Origin of the sequence: Sorangium sp. So ce426, assembly GCF_051475585.1 — a bacterium.
GTDB lineage: Bacteria > Myxococcota_A > Polyangia > Polyangiales > Polyangiaceae > Sorangium > Sorangium cellulosum_B.
On sequence record NZ_CP150341.1, the window covers coordinates 1,979,017 to 2,000,615 of the forward strand.

Below are 21,599 nucleotides of genomic sequence, written 5' to 3' on the forward strand. Positions count from 1 at the left end.
GCTCGCAGCGGCGCCAGCGCCGAGCGATGCCAAGCGCGTTGACTCTTGGTGACGGATTCGCACGTCCAGGCTGTTGAGAAAGTTGTCTGTCCAGGATAATGTCGCTGCTTGCGGGGCTGGCTCGGCAGAGATCGGGTGCGATGAGAGCCGCTCCGGCGAACGGCGGCCTCGGCCGCGCAGCCTCGCGGGGGCCTATCCAGGAGGGGTCACGATGAGATCAGTTCTTTCTTTCGCGGCGTACGGGGTGTTGGTCGGCGCGTTCGCCATGACGGGTTGTGGTGATGACGAGTCGACAGGCAGCGGCGGCGCGGGCGGGACGGGCGGCGGGAGCTCGTCCACCTCCAGCACGTCGTCGAGCTCGACCAGCTCGGGCTCTGACGGCGGCGGCGGCGCGGGTGATGGCGGTTCAAACGCGGATGGCGGCGGGGGTGCGGGCGACGGCGGCAACGGATCGAGCGACGGCGGTGGTGGCTCGGGAGACGGCGGCGGTGGTTCGAGCGACGGCGGCAGCAGCCCGGGTGTCGGCGGCGGCGGCAGCTCGGGCGAAGGCGGCGGCAGCTCGGGTGAAGGCGGCGGCGGCTCGGTCCCGGAGGAGCGTTGCTCCGGCTGTGCGCGGCTGTCCGTGCCGTTCACGACCGCGAATACCGCGACGCAGTTCTTCATCGAGTTCGCCTCGGTGGTCGATCTGACGGGGAGCACGGTCACGTTCCGTGTGAAGACCCACGCCGGCACCAGCGGCGGCGTGCAGCCGTTCGTGCAAAACGGGGCGGACCGGTTCTATGCGAACATCGGCTACTCGTGGAATCCGATCGCCGGGCTGGCAGACTGGCAAGAGATCACGATCGATGTCGACGCCTTGGCCGGGTCGAAGCCCTCCTTCGAACGCACGGAGGTAAAGTTGATCGGACTTCAGCTCACGGCGGGCGGCACCGGGCCCTGGACCAACCCGACCGTCGTCTACGTCGACTCCATCTCCGTCACGAAACCCGGCACTCCGAGCGCCGCGCGAGGCGCCGCACCGAGCGGCGAGCGCGGCGAGGGCGGCGCCGGAGGTGCGGGTGGCGCCGGCGGGTGGAGCGGCGAAGGTGGCGCCGGCGGCGAGAGCGGCGTGGGCGGCGCCGGTGGAACGAGCGGTGACGTCGGCGCCGGCGGGTGGAGCGGCGAAGGTGGCGCCGGCGGCGAGAGCGGCGTGGGCGGCGCCAGTGGCGAAGGCGGCGAGAGCGGCGTGGGCGGCGTGGGCGGCGAAGGCGGCTCGGCCGGTGTCGGCGGCGCGGGCGGCGAAGGCGGCGTCGGCGGCGCGGGCGGCGCGGGCGGCGAAGGCGGTTCGGCCGGTGTCGGCGGCGCGGGCGGCGAAGGCGGTTCGGCCGGTGCCGGCGGCGCGGGCGGCGAAGGCGGCGGCTCCAGTGGAGAGGTGATCCACGTGGTGGGTCCGTTCGAGTTCACGACCGGCGCGGAGCCGATGGTGATCGGCAACTACATGCCGGTGGCCGGCTCGTTGCTGACCCACATCGCCGAGTGATCCCGGGCCAGCCGGGGAGCACGCTGCACCGGACGCAGCGAGGCGCGCCAGAGCATCCAACAGCCTGAACTCGTGAACGCCAGCCGGAGGGGCTCGACAGCCCCCCCGGCGAGCTTTCTCTGGTTGCGCCGGCGCGAGCTGCGCGATGAGAATGGCCTCGACGCGCCGAGCCCCGGCGCGCTCGATGGACCGACCCACAGCGAGCTCAGGACAGCGTTTCAAGGAGGATTCGAATGAGAAAGATCGTCTATGACGTCGCGGTGACGGTCGACAACTTCATCTCGCACGAGGACGGCTCGGTGGACGGCCTGGTGATGCAAGGAGAGCACGCCGCCGATTACGTCGAGCGCCTGAAGGGCTACGACACCGTCGTGATGGGGCGAAGGACGTACGAGTGGGGCTATCCCTTCGGGCTCGTCCCCGGGAAGCGAGCGTATCCGCACATGGCACATTACATCTTCTCGAAGACCCTCCGCTTCGGCGAGGGCGCCGAGGTGGAGGTCGTGGACCGTGACGAGATCGCGGCCTTGAAGCGGCTGAAGGAGGGCGACGGAACCGATATCTATCTCTGCGGGGGCGGCGCCTTCGCCGGCTTCCTGCTCGATCACGACCTCATCGATCAGCTCGTCCTCAAGGTGAACCCCATCGTCTTCGGGCACGGGGTCCGGCTCTTCGGCGGCAGCACCAGGAAGGTCGAGCTGGCGCTCCTCGGCGCGACGTCGTACGCGAACGGCGTCTCGCTCCTCCGGTACGACGTGAAGCGCGGGAGCGCGGCCTGAGGGGCCGCGCCGGCGAGGGCGTGCGGCACGATTTCGTCGCGACGCCGCCGTCGGGCTCGCCGCGGGGCTTTTGTCGGGCAGGCGCTGAGCGCCGCGCCTCGATGGGGCTCATCTGGTTGCCGGGCTCACGCGTTCGGCCTGTTGAGAAAAATTTCTGCCCAGGGTAGCTTTGCGCCACGCGGCTGGCTCGGAGGAGCTGGCGGGCGGTAGCAACCGCCATGGCGAACGGCGGCCCGGGCTGCGTGGCCTCGTGGTGCACATCAGGAGAGGGTCAGGATGAGATCAGTTCTTTCTTTGGCAATGTGCGGGATGCTGGTCGGCGCATTCGCCATGACGGGTTGCGGCGATGACGACACCACCGGCAGCGGCGGTGCGGGCGGTGCGGGCGGCGGGAGCAGCTCCAGCACGACGACGCCGAGCACCAGCAGCAGCTCGGGCGGCGGCGAAGGGGGCCAAGGCGGCGCGGGCGGCAGCGATGGTGGCGCCGGCGGCGAAGGCGGTGAAGGGGGCGAAGGCGGCGCGGGCGGCAGCGATGGTGGCGCCGGCGGCGAAGGCGGCGAAGGCGGCGGCGCCCCCGACATCGGGCCCGGTCCGGAGGAGAGCTGCTCGGGTTGCGCCCGGCTGGCCGTGCCGCTCACCACGGCTTCCACGGGGACGCTGTTCCAGTTCGACTTCGCTCAGCTGGTCGACCTGACCGGCGCTACCGTCACGTTCCGTGTGAAGGCTCATGCCGCCACCGGCGGTGGTCTGCAGGTCTTCGTGCAGAACGGCAATGCACAGAGCTGGGTGGGTGTCCCCTGGGCGTGGACGGGCTTCAGCGAGCTGAAAGAGTGGACCGAGCTCACCATCGACGTCGATGCCTCTGATGCGGCCGATGCCGCTGCTGGCGGGAATTTCGAGGCGACCCAGGTGAAGCGTATCGGCGTCAAGGTCGACGCAGGTGCCGAGGGGCCCTGGGCCAACCCGACCATCGTCTATATCGACTCCATCACCGTCACGAGGCCGGCCAGCACGAGCGGTTCGGGCGGCGCGGGTGGTGCCGGCGGCGCGGGCGGCGAGGGTGGCGCCGGCGGTGCTGGTGGCACAAGCGGTGACGGCGGCGCTGGTGGCACGAGCGGCGAGGGCGGCTCGGCGGGCGCGACCGGTGAGGGCGGCTCGGCGGGTGCCTCCGGTGAGGGCGGCTCGGCGGGCGCGACCGGTGAGGGCGGCGCTGGCGGCGCGACCGGTGAGGGTGGCGCTGGCGGCGCGACCGGTGAGGGCGGCGCTGGCGGCGCTGGCGGCGCGACCGGTGAGGGCGGCGCTGGCGGCGGCGCGAGCGGCGAGGTGGTTCATGTGGTCGGTCCGTTCTTGTTCACGGACGGGCTGCAGAGCTTCCAGGTCGGCGATTACCAGCCCGTGACAGGCTCGAGGCTGGATCCCCTCGGTCCCCTCGGCGAGTGATCCACGAGGGCCTGCGGCGCTCGCTCTCGCGCTGCTGCGCGGAGCGAGCGCCCGGGCCGCCTCATCGATCATCGAGGGCGCGCTTCCCGGCGCGCTCCAGCTCGACCCAGCTTCCCCGTCTCACATAACTGCCGGGGCTCTGGCCGACGGCGGGGTCTTTTGAACCGCCAAGGACGCCAAAAACGCCAAGAAAAACACAAGAATCCTGGCGTCTCCTGGCGCCTTGGCGGTCCCATCTGTCCGGCGGGGCGGGGGAATTCCCCCGCCACCCACCACGCTGCTGAAGCATGATCCGAACCGTCCACACGACCCGCTACGTCACCCCGCTCCGCGAGGGCGGGTCGCTGCCGGCCCTCGTCGAGGCCGACGACGACGGGCTCTATGTCCTGAAGCTCCGCGGCGCCGGCCAGGGGCCGAAGGCGCTCATCGCGGAGCTCGTCGCCGGGGAGATCGGGCGCGCGCTCGGGCTGCCGGTGCCCGAGATCGTCTTCATGGAGCTCGACCCGGCCTTCGGGCGCGCCGAGCCGGATCCGGAGCTGTCCGACTTGCTCTCGGCGAGCGCCGGCCTGAACCTCGCCCTCGACTACCTGCCCGGATCGCTCGCCTTCCAGCCGCTCGCCGGCCCGGCGATCGACCCGGCGCTTGCCGCCGCCGTCGTCTGGTTCGACGCCTTCACGAGCAACGTGGACCGGACGCCCAAGAACCCCAACCTGCTCCTGTGGCACCGCCGCCTCTGGCTGATCGACCACGGCGCGGCGCTCTATGTGCACCACGCCTGGACCGACGCGACCGACCCGCGCGCCGACGCGGACGACCGCTTCCCGCTCGTCAAGAGCCATGTCCTGCTCCCGTTCGCGGGCGATCTCGCCGCGGCCGACGCCGCGCTGAGCGCCCGGCTCACACCCGAGCGCATCGCGGGGATCGTCGCCGCGATCCCGGACGCGTGGCTGGCCGACCAGGACCCCCGCGCCCGGCCCTCGGGCGAGCGCCGGTCCGCGTTCTCGCCCGACGTGGCCGAGGCGCCGCAGACCGACGCGGCGCCGGTCGCGGCGCGGCGCGCGGCGTACGCCGCCTACCTGACCCACCGCCTCGCGTCGCCGCGGGGCTTCGTCGAGGAGGCGCTCGATGCAGCCCGTGCCCGCCGGTAGCCCTCCGGGCGCGCGCGACGTCGACGCCGCCGACCCGTTCGATTACGCCGTGCTGCGCGTGGTCCCGCGCGTGGAGCGCGGCGAGCGCGTCAACGTCGGGGTGGTCCTCTTCTGCCGCGCCCGGGGCTTCCTCGACGCGCGCGTCGCGCCCGACGAGCGGCGCCTGCTCGCCCTCTGGCCCGACCTCGACCTGGAGGCGGTCCGCGGCCACCTCGACTTCATCCGCCGCGTCTGCGCCGGCGATCGGGCGTGCGGGTACGTCGCCGAGCTCCCCCAGGTCGAGCGCTTCGGCTGGGTGGTGTCCCCGGCGAGTACCGTCGTCCAGCCCTCGCGGGTGCACGCGGGCCTCGGCGCCGACCCGGCCGCGGCGCTCGATCGGCTGGTCGCGACGCTGGTGATGCCAGCGCGATCCGGACAGGGCTGATCGGCGCGGGACGAGCCCGCGCTCCAGGTCAGTGGCCGTCCTTTTCGCGCTTCATCGCCTGCTTCACCGCGGTCACGACGCCCAGCACGACCGCGCCGGCCGCGACGCCGACGATCATGTTGGCGAGCGACGGCACCACGGCGCCGAGCACGGCGCCGGCGCCCTGGGTCATGTCCTCGATGTGGTGGTGCAGCCACGGCACGCCGTGCGTCAGGATGCCGCCGCCGACCAGGAACATCGCCGCCGTGCCGGCGACCGACAGGCCCTTCATCAGCCAGGGCGCCGCCTTCAGGATGCCGCTGCCGAGCGACTGCTGGAGACCGCCGCTCTGGCGGCTCAGGTAGAGGCCGGCGTCGTCGAGCTTCACGATGCCGGCGACCAGGCCGTAGACGCCCACGGTCATGAGCAGGGCGATGCCGGTCAGCACGGCGACCTGCGTGCCGAACGGCGACGCCGCCACGGTGCCCAGCGTGATCGCGATGATCTCGGCCGACAGGATGAAGTCGGTGCGCACCGCGCCCTTGATCTTGTCCCTCTCGAACTCGACGAGGTCGATCTTCGGATCGGAGAGCGCCTGCACGAGCTCGGCGTGGTGCGCCTCGTCCTCGTGCTTGCTGTGCAGCACCTTGTGGGCGACCTTCTCGAAGCCCTCGTAACAGAGGAAGGCGCCGCCGACCATCAGCAGGGGCGTGACGGCCCAGGGCGCGAAGGCGCTGATCGCCAGCGCCGCCGGCACCAGGATCGCCTTGTTGAGCATCGAGCCCTTCGCCACGGCCAGCACGACCGGCAGCTCGCGGTCGGCGGTGACGCCCGTCACCTGCTGCGCGTTCAGCGCCAGATCGTCGCCCAGCACGCCGGCGGTCTTCTTGGCGGCCACCTTGGTCAGCACGGCAACGTCGTCCAGCACGGTGGCGATGTCGTCGATCAGGGCGAGCAGGCTGCTTCCGGCCATGGAGTGAGATCCTCGTCGGGTGAATGGGGTAGGAGCGTAGGGAGCGTAGAAAGCGTGTGGAACGTGGCGAACGTCACGGGCGGCGCCGCAGCGCAGCCGTCGCGGTGGGCATGGTAGCGGGCGCCGGCGGCCTTCGGATCGAAGATCCTGGGCGCCCGCGTCGATCGGCCAGCCTGGCCGGCGGCGCCGCCCCGTGGCTCACGCGCTCTCTTCGATCCCCGACGGCGACTCCAGCCCCGGCGGCTCTTCCAGGCTGATGCGCCCGAGCCGGCCGGCGCGGAAGTCGTGGACCAGGATGTCCGACGCCTTGTGCAGGTCCACCGACCCGCCGCTGCGCAGGCAGCCGCGGCGGCGGCCGATCTCCTCGATCAGCGCGGCGGCCGTCTCCGGCAGCTCCTTCAGCTTGTAGCGGGCGGCGAGGAGCTCGGGGTAGCGCCGCAGGAAGTACCCCGCCGCGAACAGGGCGACGCTCTGGTAATCGATGGCCGTGTCGGGGATCGCCCCGCCCACGGCCAGGCGGAACGAGGCCGCCTCGTCGTCGATCTTGGGCCAGAGGATCCCCGGGTTGTCGGAGATGGCCATGCCGGTCTTCAAGGTGACGAGCTGCTGGCTCTTCGTGACCGCGGGCTCGTCGCCGACCTTGGCCACCTTGCGCTCCATGAGCGCGTTGATGAGCGTCGATTTGCCGACGTTGGGGATCCCCACGATCATGGCCCGCACCACCTTGCCGGGGCCGTTCTTGGGGGGCGCGAGGCGCTTGCAGAGCTCCGGGATCCGGCGCCGCGCCTCGGACGACTGGGTCGCGGAGATCGCGATCGCGAGCACCTGGCCTCCTCCCGGTGAGGCGCCGCGGTCGGCCTCGTCAGGCGGCGCGGCGCGCTCCGCCTCGAAGTAGCGGAGCCACGCCGTGGTGACGGCCGGGTCCGCCAGATCGCTCTTGTTCAGGATCTTGATGCACGGCTTCTGGCCGCGCAGCTCGGCGAGGACGGGGTTCTCGCTGGCCAGCGGCATGCGGGCGTCGAGCACCTCGATGACGACGTCCTGCGACGGCATCGACTCGGCGATCGAGCGCCGAGCCTTGGTCATGTGGCCTGGATACCATTGGATCGACATCCGCCGCGCAGCTCTATCACGCCCGGCGGGTCACGCGCACCCGTCCGGGCCGCAGGCCGCCCCCTCGGCGAGCGCCTGCTCGGGCGCGTCCGCCGCCTCGTCCCACGCCTTCTGGAGCACGCCGAGGAGGGCCTCGGCCGGCTGCGCGCCGGAGACGCCGTACCGCCCGCCGAACGCGAAGAAGGGGACGCCCGTGATGCCGATCGCGCGCGCCTCGGCCTCGTCGGCCCGCACCTCGCGCGCGTGGGCGTCGCCCGCGAGCGCCGCGCGGACCTCGTCCGGGTCGAGCCCCGCCTCGCCGGCGAGGCGCGCGAGCACCTCCGGCTCGCCGATGGCCTCGCCCTCGGTCATGTAGCCGCGGAGCAGCCGCTCCTTCACGGCGTCCTGGACGCCGCGCTCGGCCGCGAGGTGGAGCACGCGGTGCGCGTCGAAGGTGTTGCCGGGCCGGACCTTGTCGAAGCGGAGATCGAGGCCGTCGGCCGCGCCCACCTCGGTCATCTGCCGGATCATCGCCTCGGCCTTGGCGACGGGCACGCCGTACTTCTTCGCGAGGCGCCCGGCGTACGAGACCTCGGTGTCGAGGACGCGCTTCGCCGAGGGGTCGAGCTCGAACGCACGCCAGACGACCTCGACGGCATCGCGGCGCGGGAACCTGGCGAGCGCGGCCTCGAGCCGGCGCTTGCCGACGTAGCACCACGGGCACGCGATGTCGGACCAGACATCGACACGGAGCTTCTTCATGGCGGTCAAGGTAGGGCCGCGCGGCGCCTCCGGCCAGGCGGCGTGCGTCGCGGGCGGGAGGTGCGCCGGCGCGGCGGCAGGGGAGGGGTCGAGCTCGCCGGAGAGAGCCGAGTGGAGCGCCGAGCCCTCCCGTGTACGCTCGCCTGTGCGAGGCGGATACCTCCGCGACGGCATCTGGGGTCTGGTGTAAGGGGTGAGTGGGAAACTGGATGAGGAGAGGCGTGATGGACATTGAGAGGCTCTTGATTTCTCGATGGATAACCTCGAAATCGTCAAGCGGATCAACCAGTGATCGAGCCGGGGTTCGACAGCGGCGCGGTGTGTCAAGCCGCTCAGGAGATACATGCTTTGGCTGAGCGATGCGCGCGAGCGTTGAAAGGAGGTGATGTGTCGCCTCCTGGATGAGCCTTGCCGCGCACGCTCAGCTGCGTCACGAAGACGCCTGTGCATCCCGTCCTTATTGCCGTTAGCTCCGCCCTGGCCGCGGGCTCGGTCGCCGCCGGTCCGCCTCCTGACCCGTGGCACGCGTGGCTCCTCGTGGCGCTCGCGCGGCAGGTCGATCGGCAGCGCTGGCTGGTGCGGGTCCAGCGTGACCGCCTCTCTCGTGCCTCCCGCCGTGGCGACGTACCGGGCATGCCGGGCTGGAAGTTTTACTTTCACGGCATCGGCCTCTGCCTGACCGCACCCGACGGCGAGACGATCGACGTCGACGATCACGGCGATGACGGCCTCACGATCGATGCTTGGTTCTTCACGCAGCGCATCCTGAGCCTCCCTCACCCCGCGCTCCCCGAGCGGCGCCTGCTCGCATTCCTTCCGACCGCTGACGCCATGGCCGCCGCGATCGGCGAGCTCACCCGGGAGGGACTGCTCGTCCGCAACGAGCATCGGCACGTCTTCCGCGTCGTCCCCGAGATCGAGGAGAACGCCGGGGCGTTCGCCGCGATCGACTTCTCCGACGCGTCCCTCCGCGCTCGCTGGGCGGAGCACCTCGGCGATCACGAGCTGCTCGCCGTCGAGCGGCCCTCGGCGGCCGCCCAGGCGCGAGCCGCCGCGCAGCGCGAGGCCTACAAGCGGTACTTGCTCGCGGGGATCGCGAACGAGGCGACGGCAAGCGCGTTCATCGAGCCCCTCGAGGCAGCGCTCGAGCCGGCGGAGTTCGTCGATGTGTGCGCGGGGCTGATCGACGCGTCGGTGAACGCGACCTCTGGGCACGCGATCGAGCGGCTCGACGTACACCCCGACTACCCCGTCTGCCCGGCGGTCGCCAGGTTGCTCGCCCGCGCGGATCCGGCGCTGCATCACCCCTACGCCGTGCACGCCGCGGCCCGGTACCTGCTGCGCCGGGGGATCGAGCGCGATCGCGCGGTCGAGGTGGTGCTGGCGTTCGCGCGCGTCGAGGTCGTCGAGGGCTACCTGGGCAACCCGTTCCTCGGCGAGCTTGCCCTGCTGCTCCTCGAGCATGCGCCTCCGCACGCGCTCGCCGCGCTCCGCCGGGGGCTGCGATCGAGCACGCCCGCGGTCCGGACGGACGTCGCCGCGGCGCTCGCGGCGCTCGGTCAGGCGTGGTGCCTTCGAGAGCTCGTGCTCGCGCTGGACGGCGCCTCCACGTTCGAGGAATCGGCCTCCGTGCGGGCCGCGCTCTCGTGGATTGGATCGGACGAGGCGCGCGCGGCGGTCGCGCGCTGGACGCAGACCCACGTCCTGCGGACGACGGAGGGCCCGGGTTATGGCTGGGAGGAGATCCAGGAGGCCTGCGCCGATGAGTCGCTCGAGCACGAGATCGAGGAACGTCGCGCCTGGGCCGACGCGACCCGACCGGGGATCGATCCGGACTTCGACCGCGTGGTGTGGGGATGAAAGGCAGGACTCCGCGCACGCGATATCGATAAAGGGGCAGTCTCACGCAAGCCGCGATTACCCCCGCTCCTGGACGCCCATCAGCGCGGAGAGGCTCTGCCGCTGGCGGCCCGCGCCGTCGAAGTTCGATGGATCGAGCCAGCGCTCGAACGCCGCCTTCGCCGCCGGCCACTCCTTGTCGATGATCGCGTGCCACGCGGTGTCGCGGGTGCGCCCCTTGACCACCGCGGCCTGCCGGAACACGCCTTCGAAGCGGAACCCGAGCCTCGCCGCCGCCGCCCGCGAGCCCGCGTTGAGCGCGTCGCACTTCCACTCGTAGCGCCGGTAGCCGAGCTCGTCGAACGCCCGCCGCATCATCAGGTACATCGCCTCCGTCGCCGCAGGCGTCCTCTGAAGGAGCGGCGAATACCTGAGGTGTCCGACCTCGATGACGCCGCTCTTCGGGTCGATCCGCAGGTACGCCGCGACGCCGACCGCCCGACCGGTCGTCGCGTCGATGATCGCATGGAACAGCGGATCGTCGCCCAGGCACGTGGCGTCCATCCAGGCGCGGTAGTCCGAGAGGGTCGCGAAGGGCCCGTAGGGCAGGTAGGTCCAGCCTCGCCCCTCCGCGTCCGCGAGGTTGGCGGCATGGAGGTCCGCCGCGTGCCTCTCGGGGTCGATCGGCTCGACCCGGCAGGTGCGCCCGAGCAGGATCTCGCGCGGCGGCAGCGGCCGCGGCGTCCAGCCGGGGAGGGGGTGGCCGATCGGCTGCATCAGAGAATTCATGTGCTCCACGGGATCGCTCTCTCCGCAAGGTGGTTCGCTGGCGGCACCGGCCCCGGGCGCCGCCCGCCACGTGTTACTGCGCCGCGATCGCCGCCGCCACCTCGTCCTCGATCCCTTCCCACGTCGCCGGCCGATCAGGGCATGTGCGACGCGCGCGCCGCGTGCGCCGCCACCTCGCGGCGGAGGGCCTCCGTGACCCCCGGCAGCTCCCTGAGCCAGTCCCGCGTCGGGCGGTTGCGCATCAGCCAGGCGACGGCGTCGTCCATGGTGCTGAACACCTCGTAACGAAGCCGCGAGCGGCTCAGCAGGATGAACTCGATGGCCACGTTGCGCACGAGCGACGCCTTGAAGCCGTGGCCCTCGAACACAAGCGCGGCGCACATCCCGTGGGCCGCGAGCTCCCTGGAGAGCTCCGCGAGCGAGCTGCGGACCTCCCGCCCCGCCGGGACGGTGTTCTTCTCGAGGATGACCAGCGTCGCCTGCAGCTCGCTGCCGCGCTCGCGCAGGATGCTCCGGACCTCGCTCACCGCGGCTGCCGTTGTGTGCCGGCGCCAGATCTGGAAGAGGAGGCCCTTCCAGGTGGCGACGCAGTGATCTTCGTCCAGCGCGTGGAGGAAAGGCCTCGTCGCCCTGCTTCCCCCCTCGCTGCGCGGCGGCGGCGAGCTCGCGGGCGGGGCGGGATCGTCGTGGTCCCTGAGCGGCGGGGCCGCGAGCGTGCTGCTGAAGCAGGCGGCGACCGGGGCAGGCGGCCTCGCCGTGACCATGCCGGCCGGGGAGGCCTCGGGCGGAGGGAGCGAGCTGCGGCGACGCGCCGCCGCGGCGCCGAGCGACGCCTCCGGCGGCGGGAGCGAGGTGCGGCGACGCGACGCCGGCGCGGTCGACGCCGGCGCGGTCGACGCCGGCGCGGTCGACGCCACGCGCGCGGCGCCGTCGAGGAGGCGATCGAGGACAGGGCACATCGCGGACGCGCTGGTGAACCGGGCGAGGGGGTCGCGCTCGACGCAGCGAGAGAACCAGGCGTCGAATCCGGCGAAGAAGGGCGGCAGTCCGAGCTCGCCCGCGCGCCGGCTCGCGGTGGGGATGGGCGCGAACAGGATTTCCCGGAGCAGCGCCGGGAGATCTCGGCCCTGCCAGAAGGGCTTGCCCGTGAGGACGAAGAACGCGAGGAGCCCATAGGCCCAGACGTCGCTCTGGGGGAGCGCTCCCTGGCTCTCGCGCGCTTGCTCGGGGGCCATCCAGAGGGGCGTGCCGACGGCGGCCGTCAGCGAGGCGCGCGCGTCGGCGATGATCTTGGCGATGCCGAAATCGAGGAGCTTGACCCGCGGCGCGGCGCCGTCGCCGGCTTCCTCCAGAAAGACGTTCTCGGGCTTGAGATCGCGGTGAACGATGCCCGCGCCGTGCGCGTCCTCGAGCGCGCGCCCGAGCTGCCCGAGGACGCGGCGCGCCTCCGCGAGCGGGAGCGGGCCTGCCCGCGCGACGCAGGCCGAGAGGGTCTCGCCCTGGAGGAGCTCCATCGCGAGGTAGGGCAGGCCCGTCACGCCGTCGACGCCGGCGATCAGCACCTCGACGATGTGCGGCGACCCGATGAGCCCAGGAGCTCGCGCCTCTCGCTCGAAGCGGCGGCGCTCCTCGGGGTCGACGGCGCGCACCGGGTGCATGACCTTCACGGCGCGCTGGCGCGCGGTGCTGTGCTGGCGGCAGAGATAGACGCTGCCCGTGCCGCCCGAGCCGAGCGGGCGCACGACCTCGAAGTCGCCGCCGATGATGCTGCCAGCTTGCAGGCCGTAGGGTGAATCCATGGCGCGGACCGAAGCGTTTGCGTACCGGAGCCCCCCGCGCGGGTCGCGCGCGATACCGCCGATTCAATCATGTCGTCGGCCGCTGGCGAGCCGAAGACATCGCACCGTGTGCTGTTCCAGTGGCGTCGTCCCGGTTCGACCCGGTCACACCCGCGATCCGTCCACCGCTCGGGCCACTGCTCGGGCGCTGCCGCCGCCGCGCTCGCCGTGAGGATCGCTGAGCGAACGGTGCTTCGCTGTTGCAGTTGCAGAGGCGTGGACGGAACCTCCGCGCGGCGCGCGGTGTCAGGAGAGCTCGGCGATGACCGCGTGGTGGTCGGACGCGGCGCCGACGTCGATGACGTCGGCCAGCGCGAGCCGGCCGGCGAGCCGCGGCGACAGCAGCACGTAGTCGGTCCGCGTCTCCACCTGCGCGCCGTCGCGCCCGCGCAGCGCGGTGAACCAGCGCGAGGAACGCGGCCTCTGGATCAGGGCGTCGGCCCAGCCGAACGCCTCGATCACATCCATCGTGTCGAACCGCGGCGGACTGCCGTACTTCTCGATGCCTGCCGCCGCGAGGCGCGCGCCGAGGTCCGCGGGGTAGGGGTCGCGGCGCGACAGCGCGTTGAGGTCGCCGGCGAGCGCCCAGAGGCCCGCGGCGAACCGGGCCGGCGGCACGAGCGAGAGCAGCCAGCGGGCCTCGGTGAGCCGGCGATCCTCGCTGCCGGCGTTGAGGTGGGTGCCGAGCACCACGAGCGGCTCGCCGTCCAGCGAGAGCTCGACCTCGACGAGGCAGTGGGCCAGCGCCTCGGGCGCGTGCACGCGCGCGCCGGCGAGCGGCGCCCGGCTGACGACGGCGACGTGGTTGCGCCTCCCGTTCGGGCGCGGGTTGGCGTTGCCCAGGACGGCGTGCCGCTCGCCGGCGGGCGCGCCGATCGCCTCGGCGACGGCCCGGAGCCGGGCGCCGTCCTCCCAGCCCACGCACTCCTGGAGGACGAGCAGATCGGGGCGCGCGGCGGCGACGATCGCGAGGATCGCCTCGAACCGATCCTCGCCGCCGAAGAGGATGTTGAAGGTCATGATCTTCACGGTCCGATCAGGCTAGCTCCTCCGAGGCCGGGGCGTCTGCGCGGAGCAGCCAAAAGGCGCGCTGAATCGGGTGGACGCGGCGCCCGAGACGGCGCACGAAGCGGGCATGGCCGGCGGCGTCCTCCCGATCCACAGCGATTCGCCGCTCTACGCCGCCGCGCTCCGCCTCCGGCGCGAGGTCTTCGTCGTCGAGCAGTCCGTGCCCGAGGACATCGAGATCGACGAGCTCGACCCCGTCGCGCGGCACTTCGTGGTCCTCGACGGCGGCGAGGTCGTCGCGACGATGCGGCTCCTGCCGTACGAGGGCGCGCTCAAGGTCGGCCGCGTCGCCGTCAGGAAAGACCTTCGCGGCGCGGGCCTCGGGCGGCGGCTGATGGAGGAGGCGATCCGCGTCGCCGGGGCCGAGGGCGCGCGCGCGCTGGTCCTGAACGCCCAGGTCGCTGCAGCGGCGTTCTATCGCAAGCTCGGCTTCGTCGAGGAGGGGCCGATCTTCGACGAGGCGGGGATCCCGCACACGAGGATGGTCCGGCGGATGGCCTGAGCCCGCGGGCGCTGCGGATAGAAGTCCGGCCGGGGATGGCGGCGGCCATTGGCGTGCTCGGCGCGCCACAGCAGGTCGCGACCTCTGCCGTTCCATCCGCGGCCGGGCGGACCCCGCCGCTTCGCCTGGGCTGCCCCTGTACCGATCGCAGACCCGAAGATGCAAAAAAAAACTCGTAGAGCGCGGCGCTGGGAGGCGTGACGGGAAAGCAGCGTGTGCCTTCTACCGCACGTTGCGCATCGCGGTGTTCGAAGACAATCTACCTGATTGATGATGTCGAAAGCGGGCGGGCGAAGCGGCGGATTGGACGGGCCTGGCTGCCCGCGCGAACGCCTTGGTTCACCTCTGCTCGGCTGGATTGGGATCATCCCACGAGCCGCGAGCGCCGTCACCGCCGTGACCGCCGGGGCCGTCCTTTGGGGCTGGTGGCTCGATGTTCAGACGCTCAAGAGTGTTCATCCGACCTTCGTGACCATGAAGGCGAACACGGCGCTGGCCTTCCTTGCCGCCGCCGCGTCGCTGTGGCTCCACCGCCGCGCGGGATCGAGCTCATGGACGCGCCGCCTTTCACGGGCGTGCGCCGGGGGCGTCGCTGTCGTCGGGCTGCTCACCTTCCTGGAATACGCGCTGAACCGGCCGCTCCATGTCGATCAAATTCTCTTCCGGGAGGGGCCGGGCGCCGTCGGCACCCCTCACCTCGGAAGGATGGCTATCACGACGGCCATCTGCTTTCTCCTCCTCGGCTCGGCGCTGTGGCTCCTCGACGCGAAGGCGCGGCGCGCGCGCCGGCTCCTCTTCGCGACGGTCGTGCCGATCGCGTTGATCGGGCAGCTGGCGGTGCTCGGATACGTGCTCGGGGTCGGATATCTCTATGGCGTCGGAGCGACGACCGAGATGGCGTTGCATACGGCGCTGCTCTTTCTGGTGCTGTCTGCCGGCGTCCTGTGCGCGCGGCCCGAGCTGAGCGGCGTCGAGCTGCTGATGAGCGCGGGGGCAGGCGGCGTGATGGCACGCCGCCTGATTCTCGCCGCGTTCGGCGCGCCGTTCGTCCTCGGCTGGGTGATCGTGAAGGGGCGGAAGCTCGGCCTCTACGACTCGGCGTTCGAGTCGTCGCTCCTCGTCGTCGGCTGCATCGTCCTCATCGTGCGCCACATCTGGAAGAGCGCTGCCGCGCTGGATTGCATCGACCGGGATCGGGGGAGGGCCGTGGAAGATCGCGGCCGACTCGCTCTCCGCGAAGAGGCCGCCCAGGCTGCCGTCCGAGAGAGGGACGAGTTCCTCTCCATCGCGTCCCACGAGCTCAGGACGCCCATCGCCGCGCTCCAGCTCACGCTGCAGGCGCTGGAGCGCAGGCTCGGCGGCGACGAGCCGGCGCCCCTCCAGCACGACCGCACCGTCCGCGCGGTGGAGGGGAGCCTTCGACAGGTCGCGCGGCTGACGCGGCTCGTCGATCAGCTGCTCGATCTGTCGCGCATCAAGGCGGGTCGTCTCGATCTCGAGCCGGAGAAGGTCAATCTCGCCGAGGTGGTGTGTCAGGCCGTCGAGCCGCTCCGGGGGGTGCTGGCGCAGGCGGGGTGCTCGCTGTCTCTGCGCGTCGAGCGCGAGATCCTCGGTCGCTGGGACGCGCTGCGGATCGAGCAGGTGGTGACGAACCTCGTGTCCAATGCGCTGAAGTATGGAGCGAACGCCCCGGTCGAGGTCAGCGTACAGCGGCGCGGGGACACGGCCGTGATCGCGGTGCGCGATCATGGAATCGGCATCGCCCCCGAGAACACGGCGCGGATCTTCGAGCGGTTCGAGCGCGCCGTCTCGTCGCGCGACTATGCCGGGGTGGGCATCGGCCTCTTCATCACCAGGCAGATCGTCGAGGCCCACGGCGGCTCGATCCGGGTCGAGAGCGCGCTGGGCATGGGTTCGACCTTCGTCGTCGAGCTGCCCATCGAGCACGTGGTGAGCTGCGCCGTCCCCTGCCGTGGGATGATGGCGTCATGAGCTCCCCACGCCGATCCCTCACGCTCCCGCGTTCTGTACCCATCGTCATCGTGCATCTGGTCCTCGCGGCGTGTGGCGGGGAGCCGGGGCCAGGCGTCGCGTCTGCCGAGGAGATCGGCGTCGTCGAGAAGGGGGCGTGGATCGAAGGGCGCGACGGTGGGGACAGCGCTGTCGCGTGGGGCAAGTCGGTCTGGGTGTATGGCGATACCGTGCTCACGCAGGCTGATGAGGCAGGGACGAACTGGCACCATAACTCGTTCGACATCTCGGACGATCTCGACGCGTCCGACGGCATCGGTGGCTTCTCCGCGCCGGCCGATAGCGTGGGGGCGCCGGGGTATTTCATCGCGCCCACCGCGGGCGAGCAGGCGTTCAACGACGCTCACGCCGGCGATGACTGCGCCGAGGCGCCGTGCGGCGCTCGCTGGGCGGTGTGGCCCGGGGCGCCGGTGTTCGACGCGGCGCGCGACCGCGCTTTGATCCCGTATGGCCTCATCTATGCGGAGCCGGGCGACTTCAACTTCCGCGGCGTGGGCCAGTCGTTCGCGATCTGGGAGGGCCTCGACGAGGCGCCGGTGCGGCCCATCGTGGACGCGAGCGCCGAGCACCCCGACCTGCTCTTCGGGGAAGGCGAGCCAGGCTGGGGTGCCGCGCTGGTCGCCCACGGCGACGACCTGTACACCTTCGCGTGCGATGGCGGCCTGTCCAAGCCGTGCAGCCTCGCGCGCGTGCCGCTCGAGACGCCCGTCGATCGAGGGGCCTTCCGTTACTTCGACGGCGAGGGCTGGAGCGACGACGCCGGGGATGCCGCGGAGCTGTTCGACGGCGCGCCCATCATGTCCGTCTCGTACTGTGAGCACCTCGGGGCGTGGCTGGCGGTTTACTCGCCCCCGTTCGACCACCGGATCGTGGCGCGCACCGCGCCGGACCTCACCGGCCCTTGGTCGGACGAGGCCACCCTCTATACGGCCCCCGAGGAGCGCGCGCCGTACGACTCGGTTCACCACGCGGAGTACGAGGAGGACGGCGGCCGGGTGCAGTACATCACGTACTCGCGGCCGACGAGCGGCTGGTTCGGGTCGGAGCTCGCGCTCGTCCGCGTCGTGCTGAAGTGACCGGCGAGCGCTCGCCCCTGCCGGGCGATCTCCTGCGGGCGCTCAGCGGGTGAAGCGGCGGATGGCGTGCCGGATCTGCTCGGGCGCCATGGGATCCGTCGACAGGGCGCTGTGCAGCACGAGGCCCTCGACCAGCGCGTCGAGCTCCCGCGCGGTCACCGGGTCGAAGTGGAGCTCCAGCGCGCGCCGGCTCCGCAGCATCCAGGCCTGGGTGACGGCGCGCAGCGCGGGCCTCCGGGCGGCGGCGACGTAGAGCTCGACGCTGAGCACCAGGTCGCGCTCCGAGCCGAGCAGGGCCGTGGTGAGGTGCTCGACGAGGAGCTCGACCGCGGCCTCGCGGTTACACGCGGCGCGCATCTGCTCCTCGAAGCGGGTGGCCACGCCGTCCGCGTGCCGGGTGAACGCCGCGGCGAGCAGCTCGTCGATCGAGGCGAAGTGGTACGTGGTCGAGCCGAGCGGCACGTCGGCGGCCCGGGCGATCGCGCGGTGGGACGCGCCGGCGACGCCCTGCTCGGCGATCACGTCGAGCGCGGTCGAAAGGAGCCGCTCCCGGCGCCCTGGGTCGTGGCGGCGGGCCCGCCGCGCGGGGGCGGCGCGCCTCGCCCTGGCGGCGCTCATCGCGCCTCCGTCACCCTCGCGCCTCGCCCGGCGCCTGCGCGGCCCCCGCGGCGTGCGCGACGTCGAGCGCGCGGATCACGCGGGCGGGGTTCCCGACCGCGACCACGTTGGCCGGCAGGTCGCGCGTCACGACGGAGCCCGCGCCGACCACCGTGTTGTCGCCGATCGTCACCCCCGGAAGCACGATGGCGCCGCCGCCGAGCCACACGTTGTTCCCGATCGTGATGGGCTTCGCCGCCTCCCATTTCTGCCGCCGAGGCTCGGGCTCCACCGGGTGGGTCGGCGTGAGCAGCTGCACGTTCGGGCCGAACTGCACGTCGTCGCCGATCGTGATCGGCGCGACGTCGAGCGCGACAAGCCCGAAGTTCGCGAAGCAGCGTGCCCCGAAGGTGATGCGCGAGCCGTAGTCCACGTAGAACGGCGGGCGGATCTCGGTGCCCTCGCCGATCGCGCCGAGCAGCTGCTCCAGCAAGCGGCGGCGCAGCGGGCGCTGCCGTGGCGACGTCGCGTTGTACGCCGCCATGAGGTCGAGCGCAGCCGCGCTCTGCTCGGCGATCTCGGGATCGTCGGCGATGTAGAGGTCGCCAGCGAGCATCCGCTCGCGCATGGACCGGGGATCGTGCGGGGTCGACATATGGACGAGTGTACACTGCATGGGAACGGGCAGGGCGGGCTCGCGCGCGGCCGCCCCGGAGAGGTCCAGTCTCAGGGGTAGACGTAGGGCGCGTCCAGGCCGAGCGGGAGCCCGAGCTGCCAGTACGCGAGGAGGAACAGCGTCCAGGCGACGAGGAAGGTCACCGAGTAAGGCACCATCAGCGCGACGAGCGTGCCGATCCCCGTGCCCTTCACGTACTTCTGGCAGAAGACCACGACGAGCGGGAAATACACCATCAGCGGCGAGATGATGTTCGTCGTCGAGTCCCCGATCCGGTACGTCGCCTGCGTGAGCTCCGGCGAGATGCCGAGCGACATGAGCATGGGCACGAGGATCGGGGCGAGCAGCGCCCATTTCGCCGACGCGGACCCGATGAGGAGGTTGATGGTCGCCGTGAGCAGGATGACGCCCACGATGGTCACCCCGCTCGGGAGCGCCATCGCCTGCAGCCCCGCGGCGCCCTTCAGCGCGAGGAGCGCGCCGAGGTTCGAGCGGTTGAAGAGAAAGATGAACTGCGCGGCGAAGAAGGCCATGACCAGGTAATAGGCCATCGTGCTCATCGTCTTGCTCATGCCGTCGATGACGTCGCGGTGGCTCTTGAACGTGCCGGCCGCGTAGCCGTAGACGAGCCCCGGGACGAGGAAGAAGAGGAAGATGAGCGGCACGATCGAGCCCATCAGCGGCGCGCCGCTGACCGTGAGCTGCCCGCTCGGCGCGCGCAGCGGCGACGAGGCCGGCGCGCTCGCCGCGACCAGCAGCGCGACGCTGGCCGCCATCGACGCGAGGGCCAGCCAGAGCGCGCGCGCCTCGCGCGGCGCGAGCGCCGCCGTCATGCGCTGCTCCGCCTCGGGCGCGGCGTCGACGGGCGTCCGGGCGAGGCGCGGCTCGATCACGCGGTCGGTGATGTACCAGCCGACCGCGACGATCACGAGGCAGGAGGCGCTGCAGAAGAACCAGTTGCACAGCGGGTTCACGGTGCGCTTCGGGTCGAGGATGTTCGCGCCGGCCTGCGTGAGGCCCTGCAGCAGCGGGTCGAGGCTCGACGGGATGAAGTTCGCGCTGAAGCCGCCCGACACGCCCGCGAACGCCGCGGAGATGCCCGCGAGCGGGTGCCGGCCGGCGGCCTGGAAGATCACGCCGCCGAGCGGGATGACGAGCACGTACCCCGCGTCCGCCGCTGTGTGGCTCGCGATGGCCACGAGGATCAGCATCGGCGTGAGCAGCGCCCTCGGCGTGACAGCGAGGACCTTCTTCAGGCCGGCGTTGATGAACCCCGAGCGCTCGGCGATGCCGACCCCGAGCAGGGCCACGAGCACCACGCCGAGCGGCGGGAAGCTCGTGAAGGTCTGCACCATCGTCGAGAGGAACTCGGTGATCGCCTTGCCCGAGAGCTGGCTGTGGACCACGAGCGGCTGCTTCGTGCGCGGGTCGATCTCGCTGAACTGGAGCGTCGCGAGCGCGGCGGAGAGGACCACGACCACCGCGGCCAGCAGGACGAAGAGCACCGCGGGATCAGGCAGCTTGTTGCCTGCGCGCTCCAGCGCGTCGAGGAGGCGGCTCGCCCCGCGGAGCTCGGCGCGGGGCGGGGGAAGGGACTGCTCGGGTTGCTCGCTGGACATGCGCTCATCTTAGAGCGATCACCCCGCGGAGCGTGACGCGCTGAACCGTGATCGGCTGCCCGGGCCGGCGCCGGTGTGCTTGTGCAGGAGCAATGGATCAGCACCGATTGCTGCTGGAGCAGCAATGGGCGCCAGGGCCGCCGCGCAGATCAGAGCAAATGGCGCGCTTTGATCTCGAGATACCGGTTGATGAGCTGCCCGGTGAGCTGGCCGGGCGCGACGTCGAGCACCAGCGCGCCGTGGTTCTTGAGGTCGCGCACGAGCCGGTCGCGGAAGCTCGAGAGCTCGGCGGCGGCGCCGCGCGTGTAAGGGTCGGCGTCGCCGCCCTCGACCAGCGCGTCGATCTCCACGTCCCGCAGCAGCACCATGAGCGGCAGGTGGCGCGGCATCACCCCGCGCATCAGGCGGAGCAGCTCGCTCGCGGCGACGTCGTCGACGACCTGCGTGAAGAGCACGATCAGGCTCCGCTTGCGCACGCGCAGGCCCACGTGCTGGAACGCGGAGCCGTAGTTGGTCTCGACGAGCTCGGGGTAGAGGTCATAACCCGCGGAGAGCACGTGCTTGGCCGCGCCCGCGCCGCTCACCGGGGGCGCGTAGCTCTTGATGCCGTCGGCGAAGGCGAGCAGGCCCACGCGGTCGCCGCCGCGCGCGGCGACGTGCGAGAGCATCAAGCTCGCGTTGAGCGCGTGATCGAAGAGCGAGAGCCCCTGCGTCTGCGCGGTCATCAGGCGGCCCGCGTCGAGGAGGAAGAGGAGGTTCTGGTTGCTCTCGAGCTGGTACTCGCGGCTGATGATCTTCTTCTGCCGCGCCGTCGCCTTCCAGTCGATGGAGCGGAACTCGTCGCCGCGGCGGTACTCGCGCAGGCGCTCGAACTCGCTCTCGCCGCCGCGCTTGCGCGAGGCGCGCAGCGCCGACGGATCGCGATCCTGGCGCGCCATGAGCTCGAAGGTGCGCACGGCCTGCACGTCGGGGTACACCTTGACCTGCGTCTCGGCCGGCACCGTGACCTGCCGGATCCAGAGGCCGAACGGGGAGAGGTAGCGCACGTGGTGATCGCCGATCGTGTGCGCGCCGCGGCGGGTGGGGCGCACGTGGTAGCGGGCCGTCGCGCGCTCCCTGGGCGGGAGCTCGAGCTTCACCGGCAGGTCGTCGCTCTCGGCGTGATCGAAGAGATCGTCGGCGACCTCGATCGAGAGCTTGCGGCGCGAGAGCGAGCGGATCTCGAGCGTGATCAGGTTCGGGCGCCCGATGGAGAGCACCGCGGGGGCGTGGCGCTTCACCGTCACCAGCGGCCTCCGCGCGAGGAGCGCGTCGATCGCGGCCCAGAGCGCAATGCCCGCGTCCGCGGCGAGCATGGGCAGGAGCAGCGTGCGATCGACGAGCGTCGCCACCGCGAGCCCGAGGGGCACGATCGCGAGCAGGACGAGGGCGCGCGAGGGGATCATCGC

Annotated in this window: 19 protein-coding genes; 9 read left to right on the forward strand and 10 right to left on the reverse strand. The window is 71.9% G+C overall.

From position 1 onward, the window contains the following. The first annotated feature begins 211 nt into the window (after positions 1 to 211). The 5 genes from WMF44_RS07450 (at position 212) to WMF44_RS07470 (ending at position 5,310) form a co-directional block, all read left to right on the forward strand. On the forward strand, positions 212 to 1,519 hold the full coding sequence (locus WMF44_RS07450) for a hypothetical protein (protein WP_437298429.1): 1,308 nt from the start codon (positions 212 to 214) through the stop codon (positions 1,517 to 1,519). 233 nt (positions 1,520 to 1,752) lie between these two features. Continuing rightward, positions 1,753 to 2,298 (forward strand): dihydrofolate reductase family protein, encoded by a 546-nt coding sequence (locus WMF44_RS07455; RefSeq protein ID WP_437298430.1) that lies wholly within the window; start codon positions 1,753 to 1,755, stop codon positions 2,296 to 2,298. Between the two features lie 309 nt (positions 2,299 to 2,607). Next, a complete protein-coding gene (locus WMF44_RS07460) occupies positions 2,608 to 3,738 on the forward strand; it encodes a hypothetical protein (protein WP_437298431.1) in 1,131 nt (376 codons plus the stop codon). 287 nt (positions 3,739 to 4,025) lie between these two features. Further along, complete coding sequence (locus WMF44_RS07465; protein WP_437298432.1) at positions 4,026 to 4,886, forward strand: HipA family kinase; 861 nt, start codon at positions 4,026 to 4,028, stop codon at positions 4,884 to 4,886. Beyond that, positions 4,864 to 5,310 (forward strand): DUF3037 domain-containing protein, encoded by a 447-nt coding sequence (locus WMF44_RS07470; protein ID WP_437298433.1) that lies wholly within the window; start codon positions 4,864 to 4,866, stop codon positions 5,308 to 5,310. The genes WMF44_RS07465 and WMF44_RS07470 overlap by 23 nt, the downstream gene beginning before the upstream one ends. Positions 5,311 to 5,338: 28 nt before the next feature. On the opposite strand, the gene WMF44_RS07475 is transcribed toward WMF44_RS07470, so the two are convergent. The 3 genes from WMF44_RS07475 to WMF44_RS07485 all read right to left on the reverse strand — a co-directional run bounded on the left by WMF44_RS07475 (position 5,339) and on the right by WMF44_RS07485 (position 8,116). Continuing rightward, a complete protein-coding gene (locus WMF44_RS07475; protein WP_437298434.1) occupies positions 5,339 to 6,262 on the reverse strand; it encodes a DUF808 domain-containing protein in 924 nt (307 codons plus the stop codon). 198 nt (positions 6,263 to 6,460) lie between these two features. After that, positions 6,461 to 7,375 (reverse strand): ribosome biogenesis GTPase YlqF, encoded by a 915-nt coding sequence (gene ylqF / locus WMF44_RS07480; protein ID WP_437298435.1) that lies wholly within the window; start codon positions 7,373 to 7,375, stop codon positions 6,461 to 6,463. 30 nt (positions 7,376 to 7,405) lie between these two features. Continuing rightward, entirely contained in the window at positions 7,406 to 8,116 is a 711-nt protein-coding gene (locus WMF44_RS07485; protein WP_437298436.1) for a DsbA family oxidoreductase, read from the reverse strand. A 576-nt stretch (positions 8,117 to 8,692) separates the two neighbouring features. Between WMF44_RS07485 and WMF44_RS07490 the strand changes: the two genes are divergently transcribed. Then, a complete protein-coding gene (locus WMF44_RS07490; RefSeq protein ID WP_437301539.1) occupies positions 8,693 to 9,976 on the forward strand; it encodes a DUF6896 domain-containing protein in 1,284 nt (427 codons plus the stop codon). A 57-nt stretch (positions 9,977 to 10,033) separates the two neighbouring features. Here the strand turns inward: WMF44_RS07490 and WMF44_RS07495 are convergent, their stop codons facing one another. From WMF44_RS07495 to WMF44_RS07505, 3 genes are all read right to left on the reverse strand, one after another. Next, positions 10,034 to 10,744, reverse strand: coding sequence for a GNAT family N-acetyltransferase (locus WMF44_RS07495; RefSeq protein ID WP_437298437.1), 711 nt, complete (start codon positions 10,742 to 10,744; stop codon positions 10,034 to 10,036). A gap of 134 nt (positions 10,745 to 10,878) precedes the next feature. Then, on the reverse strand, positions 10,879 to 12,543 hold the full coding sequence (locus WMF44_RS07500; RefSeq protein WP_437298438.1) for a protein kinase domain-containing protein: 1,665 nt from the start codon (positions 12,541 to 12,543) through the stop codon (positions 10,879 to 10,881). A gap of 285 nt (positions 12,544 to 12,828) precedes the next feature. Next, positions 12,829 to 13,602: an endonuclease/exonuclease/phosphatase family protein gene (locus tag WMF44_RS07505; protein ID WP_437301540.1), complete on the reverse strand. Its 774-nt coding sequence runs from the start codon at positions 13,600 to 13,602 to the stop codon at positions 12,829 to 12,831. A gap of 79 nt (positions 13,603 to 13,681) precedes the next feature. Here WMF44_RS07505 and WMF44_RS07510 point away from each other — a divergent pair, with 79 nt between their 5' ends. From WMF44_RS07510 to WMF44_RS07520, 3 genes are all read left to right on the forward strand, one after another. Beyond that, positions 13,682 to 14,152, forward strand: coding sequence for a GNAT family N-acetyltransferase (locus WMF44_RS07510; RefSeq protein ID WP_437298439.1), 471 nt, complete (start codon positions 13,682 to 13,684; stop codon positions 14,150 to 14,152). A 474-nt stretch (positions 14,153 to 14,626) separates the two neighbouring features. Then, the gene (locus WMF44_RS07515; RefSeq protein WP_437298440.1) at positions 14,627 to 16,144 is read left to right on the forward strand and encodes a sensor histidine kinase; all 1,518 of its coding nucleotides are present in this window, start codon (positions 14,627 to 14,629) and stop codon (positions 16,142 to 16,144) included. Beyond that, positions 16,141 to 17,259, forward strand: a complete 1,119-nt coding sequence (locus WMF44_RS07520) for a DUF4185 domain-containing protein (protein WP_437298441.1) — start codon at positions 16,141 to 16,143, stop codon at positions 17,257 to 17,259. Before WMF44_RS07515 ends, WMF44_RS07520 begins: the two co-directional genes overlap by 4 nt. A 42-nt stretch (positions 17,260 to 17,301) precedes the next feature. On the opposite strand, the gene WMF44_RS07525 is transcribed toward WMF44_RS07520, so the two are convergent. The 4 genes from WMF44_RS07525 to WMF44_RS07540 all read right to left on the reverse strand — a co-directional run bounded on the left by WMF44_RS07525 (position 17,302) and on the right by WMF44_RS07540 (position 21,596). Further along, complete coding sequence (locus WMF44_RS07525) at positions 17,302 to 17,877, reverse strand: TetR/AcrR family transcriptional regulator (RefSeq protein ID WP_437298442.1); 576 nt, start codon at positions 17,875 to 17,877, stop codon at positions 17,302 to 17,304. A gap of 10 nt (positions 17,878 to 17,887) precedes the next feature. After that, complete coding sequence (locus WMF44_RS07530) at positions 17,888 to 18,511, reverse strand: sugar O-acetyltransferase (protein ID WP_437298443.1); 624 nt, start codon at positions 18,509 to 18,511, stop codon at positions 17,888 to 17,890. Between the two features lie 71 nt (positions 18,512 to 18,582). Then, positions 18,583 to 20,151 carry an AbgT family transporter gene (locus tag WMF44_RS07535; RefSeq protein ID WP_437298444.1) on the reverse strand — a complete coding sequence of 523 codons (1,569 nt, stop codon included), beginning with the start codon at positions 20,149 to 20,151 and terminating at the stop codon, positions 18,583 to 18,585. Between the two features lie 149 nt (positions 20,152 to 20,300). Further along, complete coding sequence (locus WMF44_RS07540) at positions 20,301 to 21,596, reverse strand: DUF58 domain-containing protein (protein ID WP_437298445.1); 1,296 nt, start codon at positions 21,594 to 21,596, stop codon at positions 20,301 to 20,303. Positions 21,597 to 21,599: the final 3 nt, after the last annotated feature.

Excerpts from the sequence above, each read along its gene's own strand:
- WMF44_RS07520 (WP_437298441.1), top strand. The coding sequence starts at position 16,141 with ATGAGCTCCCCACGCCGATCCCTCACGCTCCCGCGTTCTGTACCCATC.
- WMF44_RS07500 (WP_437298438.1), bottom strand. The coding sequence starts at position 12,543 with ATGGATTCACCCTACGGCCTGCAAGCTGGCAGCATCATCGGCGGCGAC.
- WMF44_RS07455 (WP_437298430.1), top strand. The coding sequence starts at position 1,753 with ATGAGAAAGATCGTCTATGACGTCGCGGTGACGGTCGACAACTTCATC.
- WMF44_RS07470 (WP_437298433.1), top strand. The coding sequence starts at position 4,864 with ATGCAGCCCGTGCCCGCCGGTAGCCCTCCGGGCGCGCGCGACGTCGAC.
- WMF44_RS07540 (WP_437298445.1), bottom strand. The coding sequence starts at position 21,596 with ATGATCCCCTCGCGCGCCCTCGTCCTGCTCGCGATCGTGCCCCTCGGG.
- WMF44_RS07475 (WP_437298434.1), bottom strand. The coding sequence starts at position 6,262 with ATGGCCGGAAGCAGCCTGCTCGCCCTGATCGACGACATCGCCACCGTG.
- WMF44_RS07465 (WP_437298432.1), top strand. The coding sequence starts at position 4,026 with ATGATCCGAACCGTCCACACGACCCGCTACGTCACCCCGCTCCGCGAG.
- WMF44_RS07450 (WP_437298429.1), top strand. The coding sequence starts at position 212 with ATGAGATCAGTTCTTTCTTTCGCGGCGTACGGGGTGTTGGTCGGCGCG.
- WMF44_RS07515 (WP_437298440.1), top strand. The coding sequence starts at position 14,627 with ATGAAGGCGAACACGGCGCTGGCCTTCCTTGCCGCCGCCGCGTCGCTG.
- WMF44_RS07460 (WP_437298431.1), top strand. The coding sequence starts at position 2,608 with ATGCTGGTCGGCGCATTCGCCATGACGGGTTGCGGCGATGACGACACC.
- WMF44_RS07505 (WP_437301540.1), bottom strand. The coding sequence starts at position 13,602 with ATGACCTTCAACATCCTCTTCGGCGGCGAGGATCGGTTCGAGGCGATC.
- WMF44_RS07525 (WP_437298442.1), bottom strand. The coding sequence starts at position 17,877 with ATGAGCGCCGCCAGGGCGAGGCGCGCCGCCCCCGCGCGGCGGGCCCGC.
- WMF44_RS07495 (WP_437298437.1), bottom strand. The coding sequence starts at position 10,744 with ATGAATTCTCTGATGCAGCCGATCGGCCACCCCCTCCCCGGCTGGACG.
- WMF44_RS07530 (WP_437298443.1), bottom strand. The coding sequence starts at position 18,511 with ATGTCGACCCCGCACGATCCCCGGTCCATGCGCGAGCGGATGCTCGCT.
- WMF44_RS07535 (WP_437298444.1), bottom strand. The coding sequence starts at position 20,151 with ATGTCCAGCGAGCAACCCGAGCAGTCCCTTCCCCCGCCCCGCGCCGAG.
- ylqF (WP_437298435.1), bottom strand. The coding sequence starts at position 7,375 with ATGTCGATCCAATGGTATCCAGGCCACATGACCAAGGCTCGGCGCTCG.
- WMF44_RS07485 (WP_437298436.1), bottom strand. The coding sequence starts at position 8,116 with ATGAAGAAGCTCCGTGTCGATGTCTGGTCCGACATCGCGTGCCCGTGG.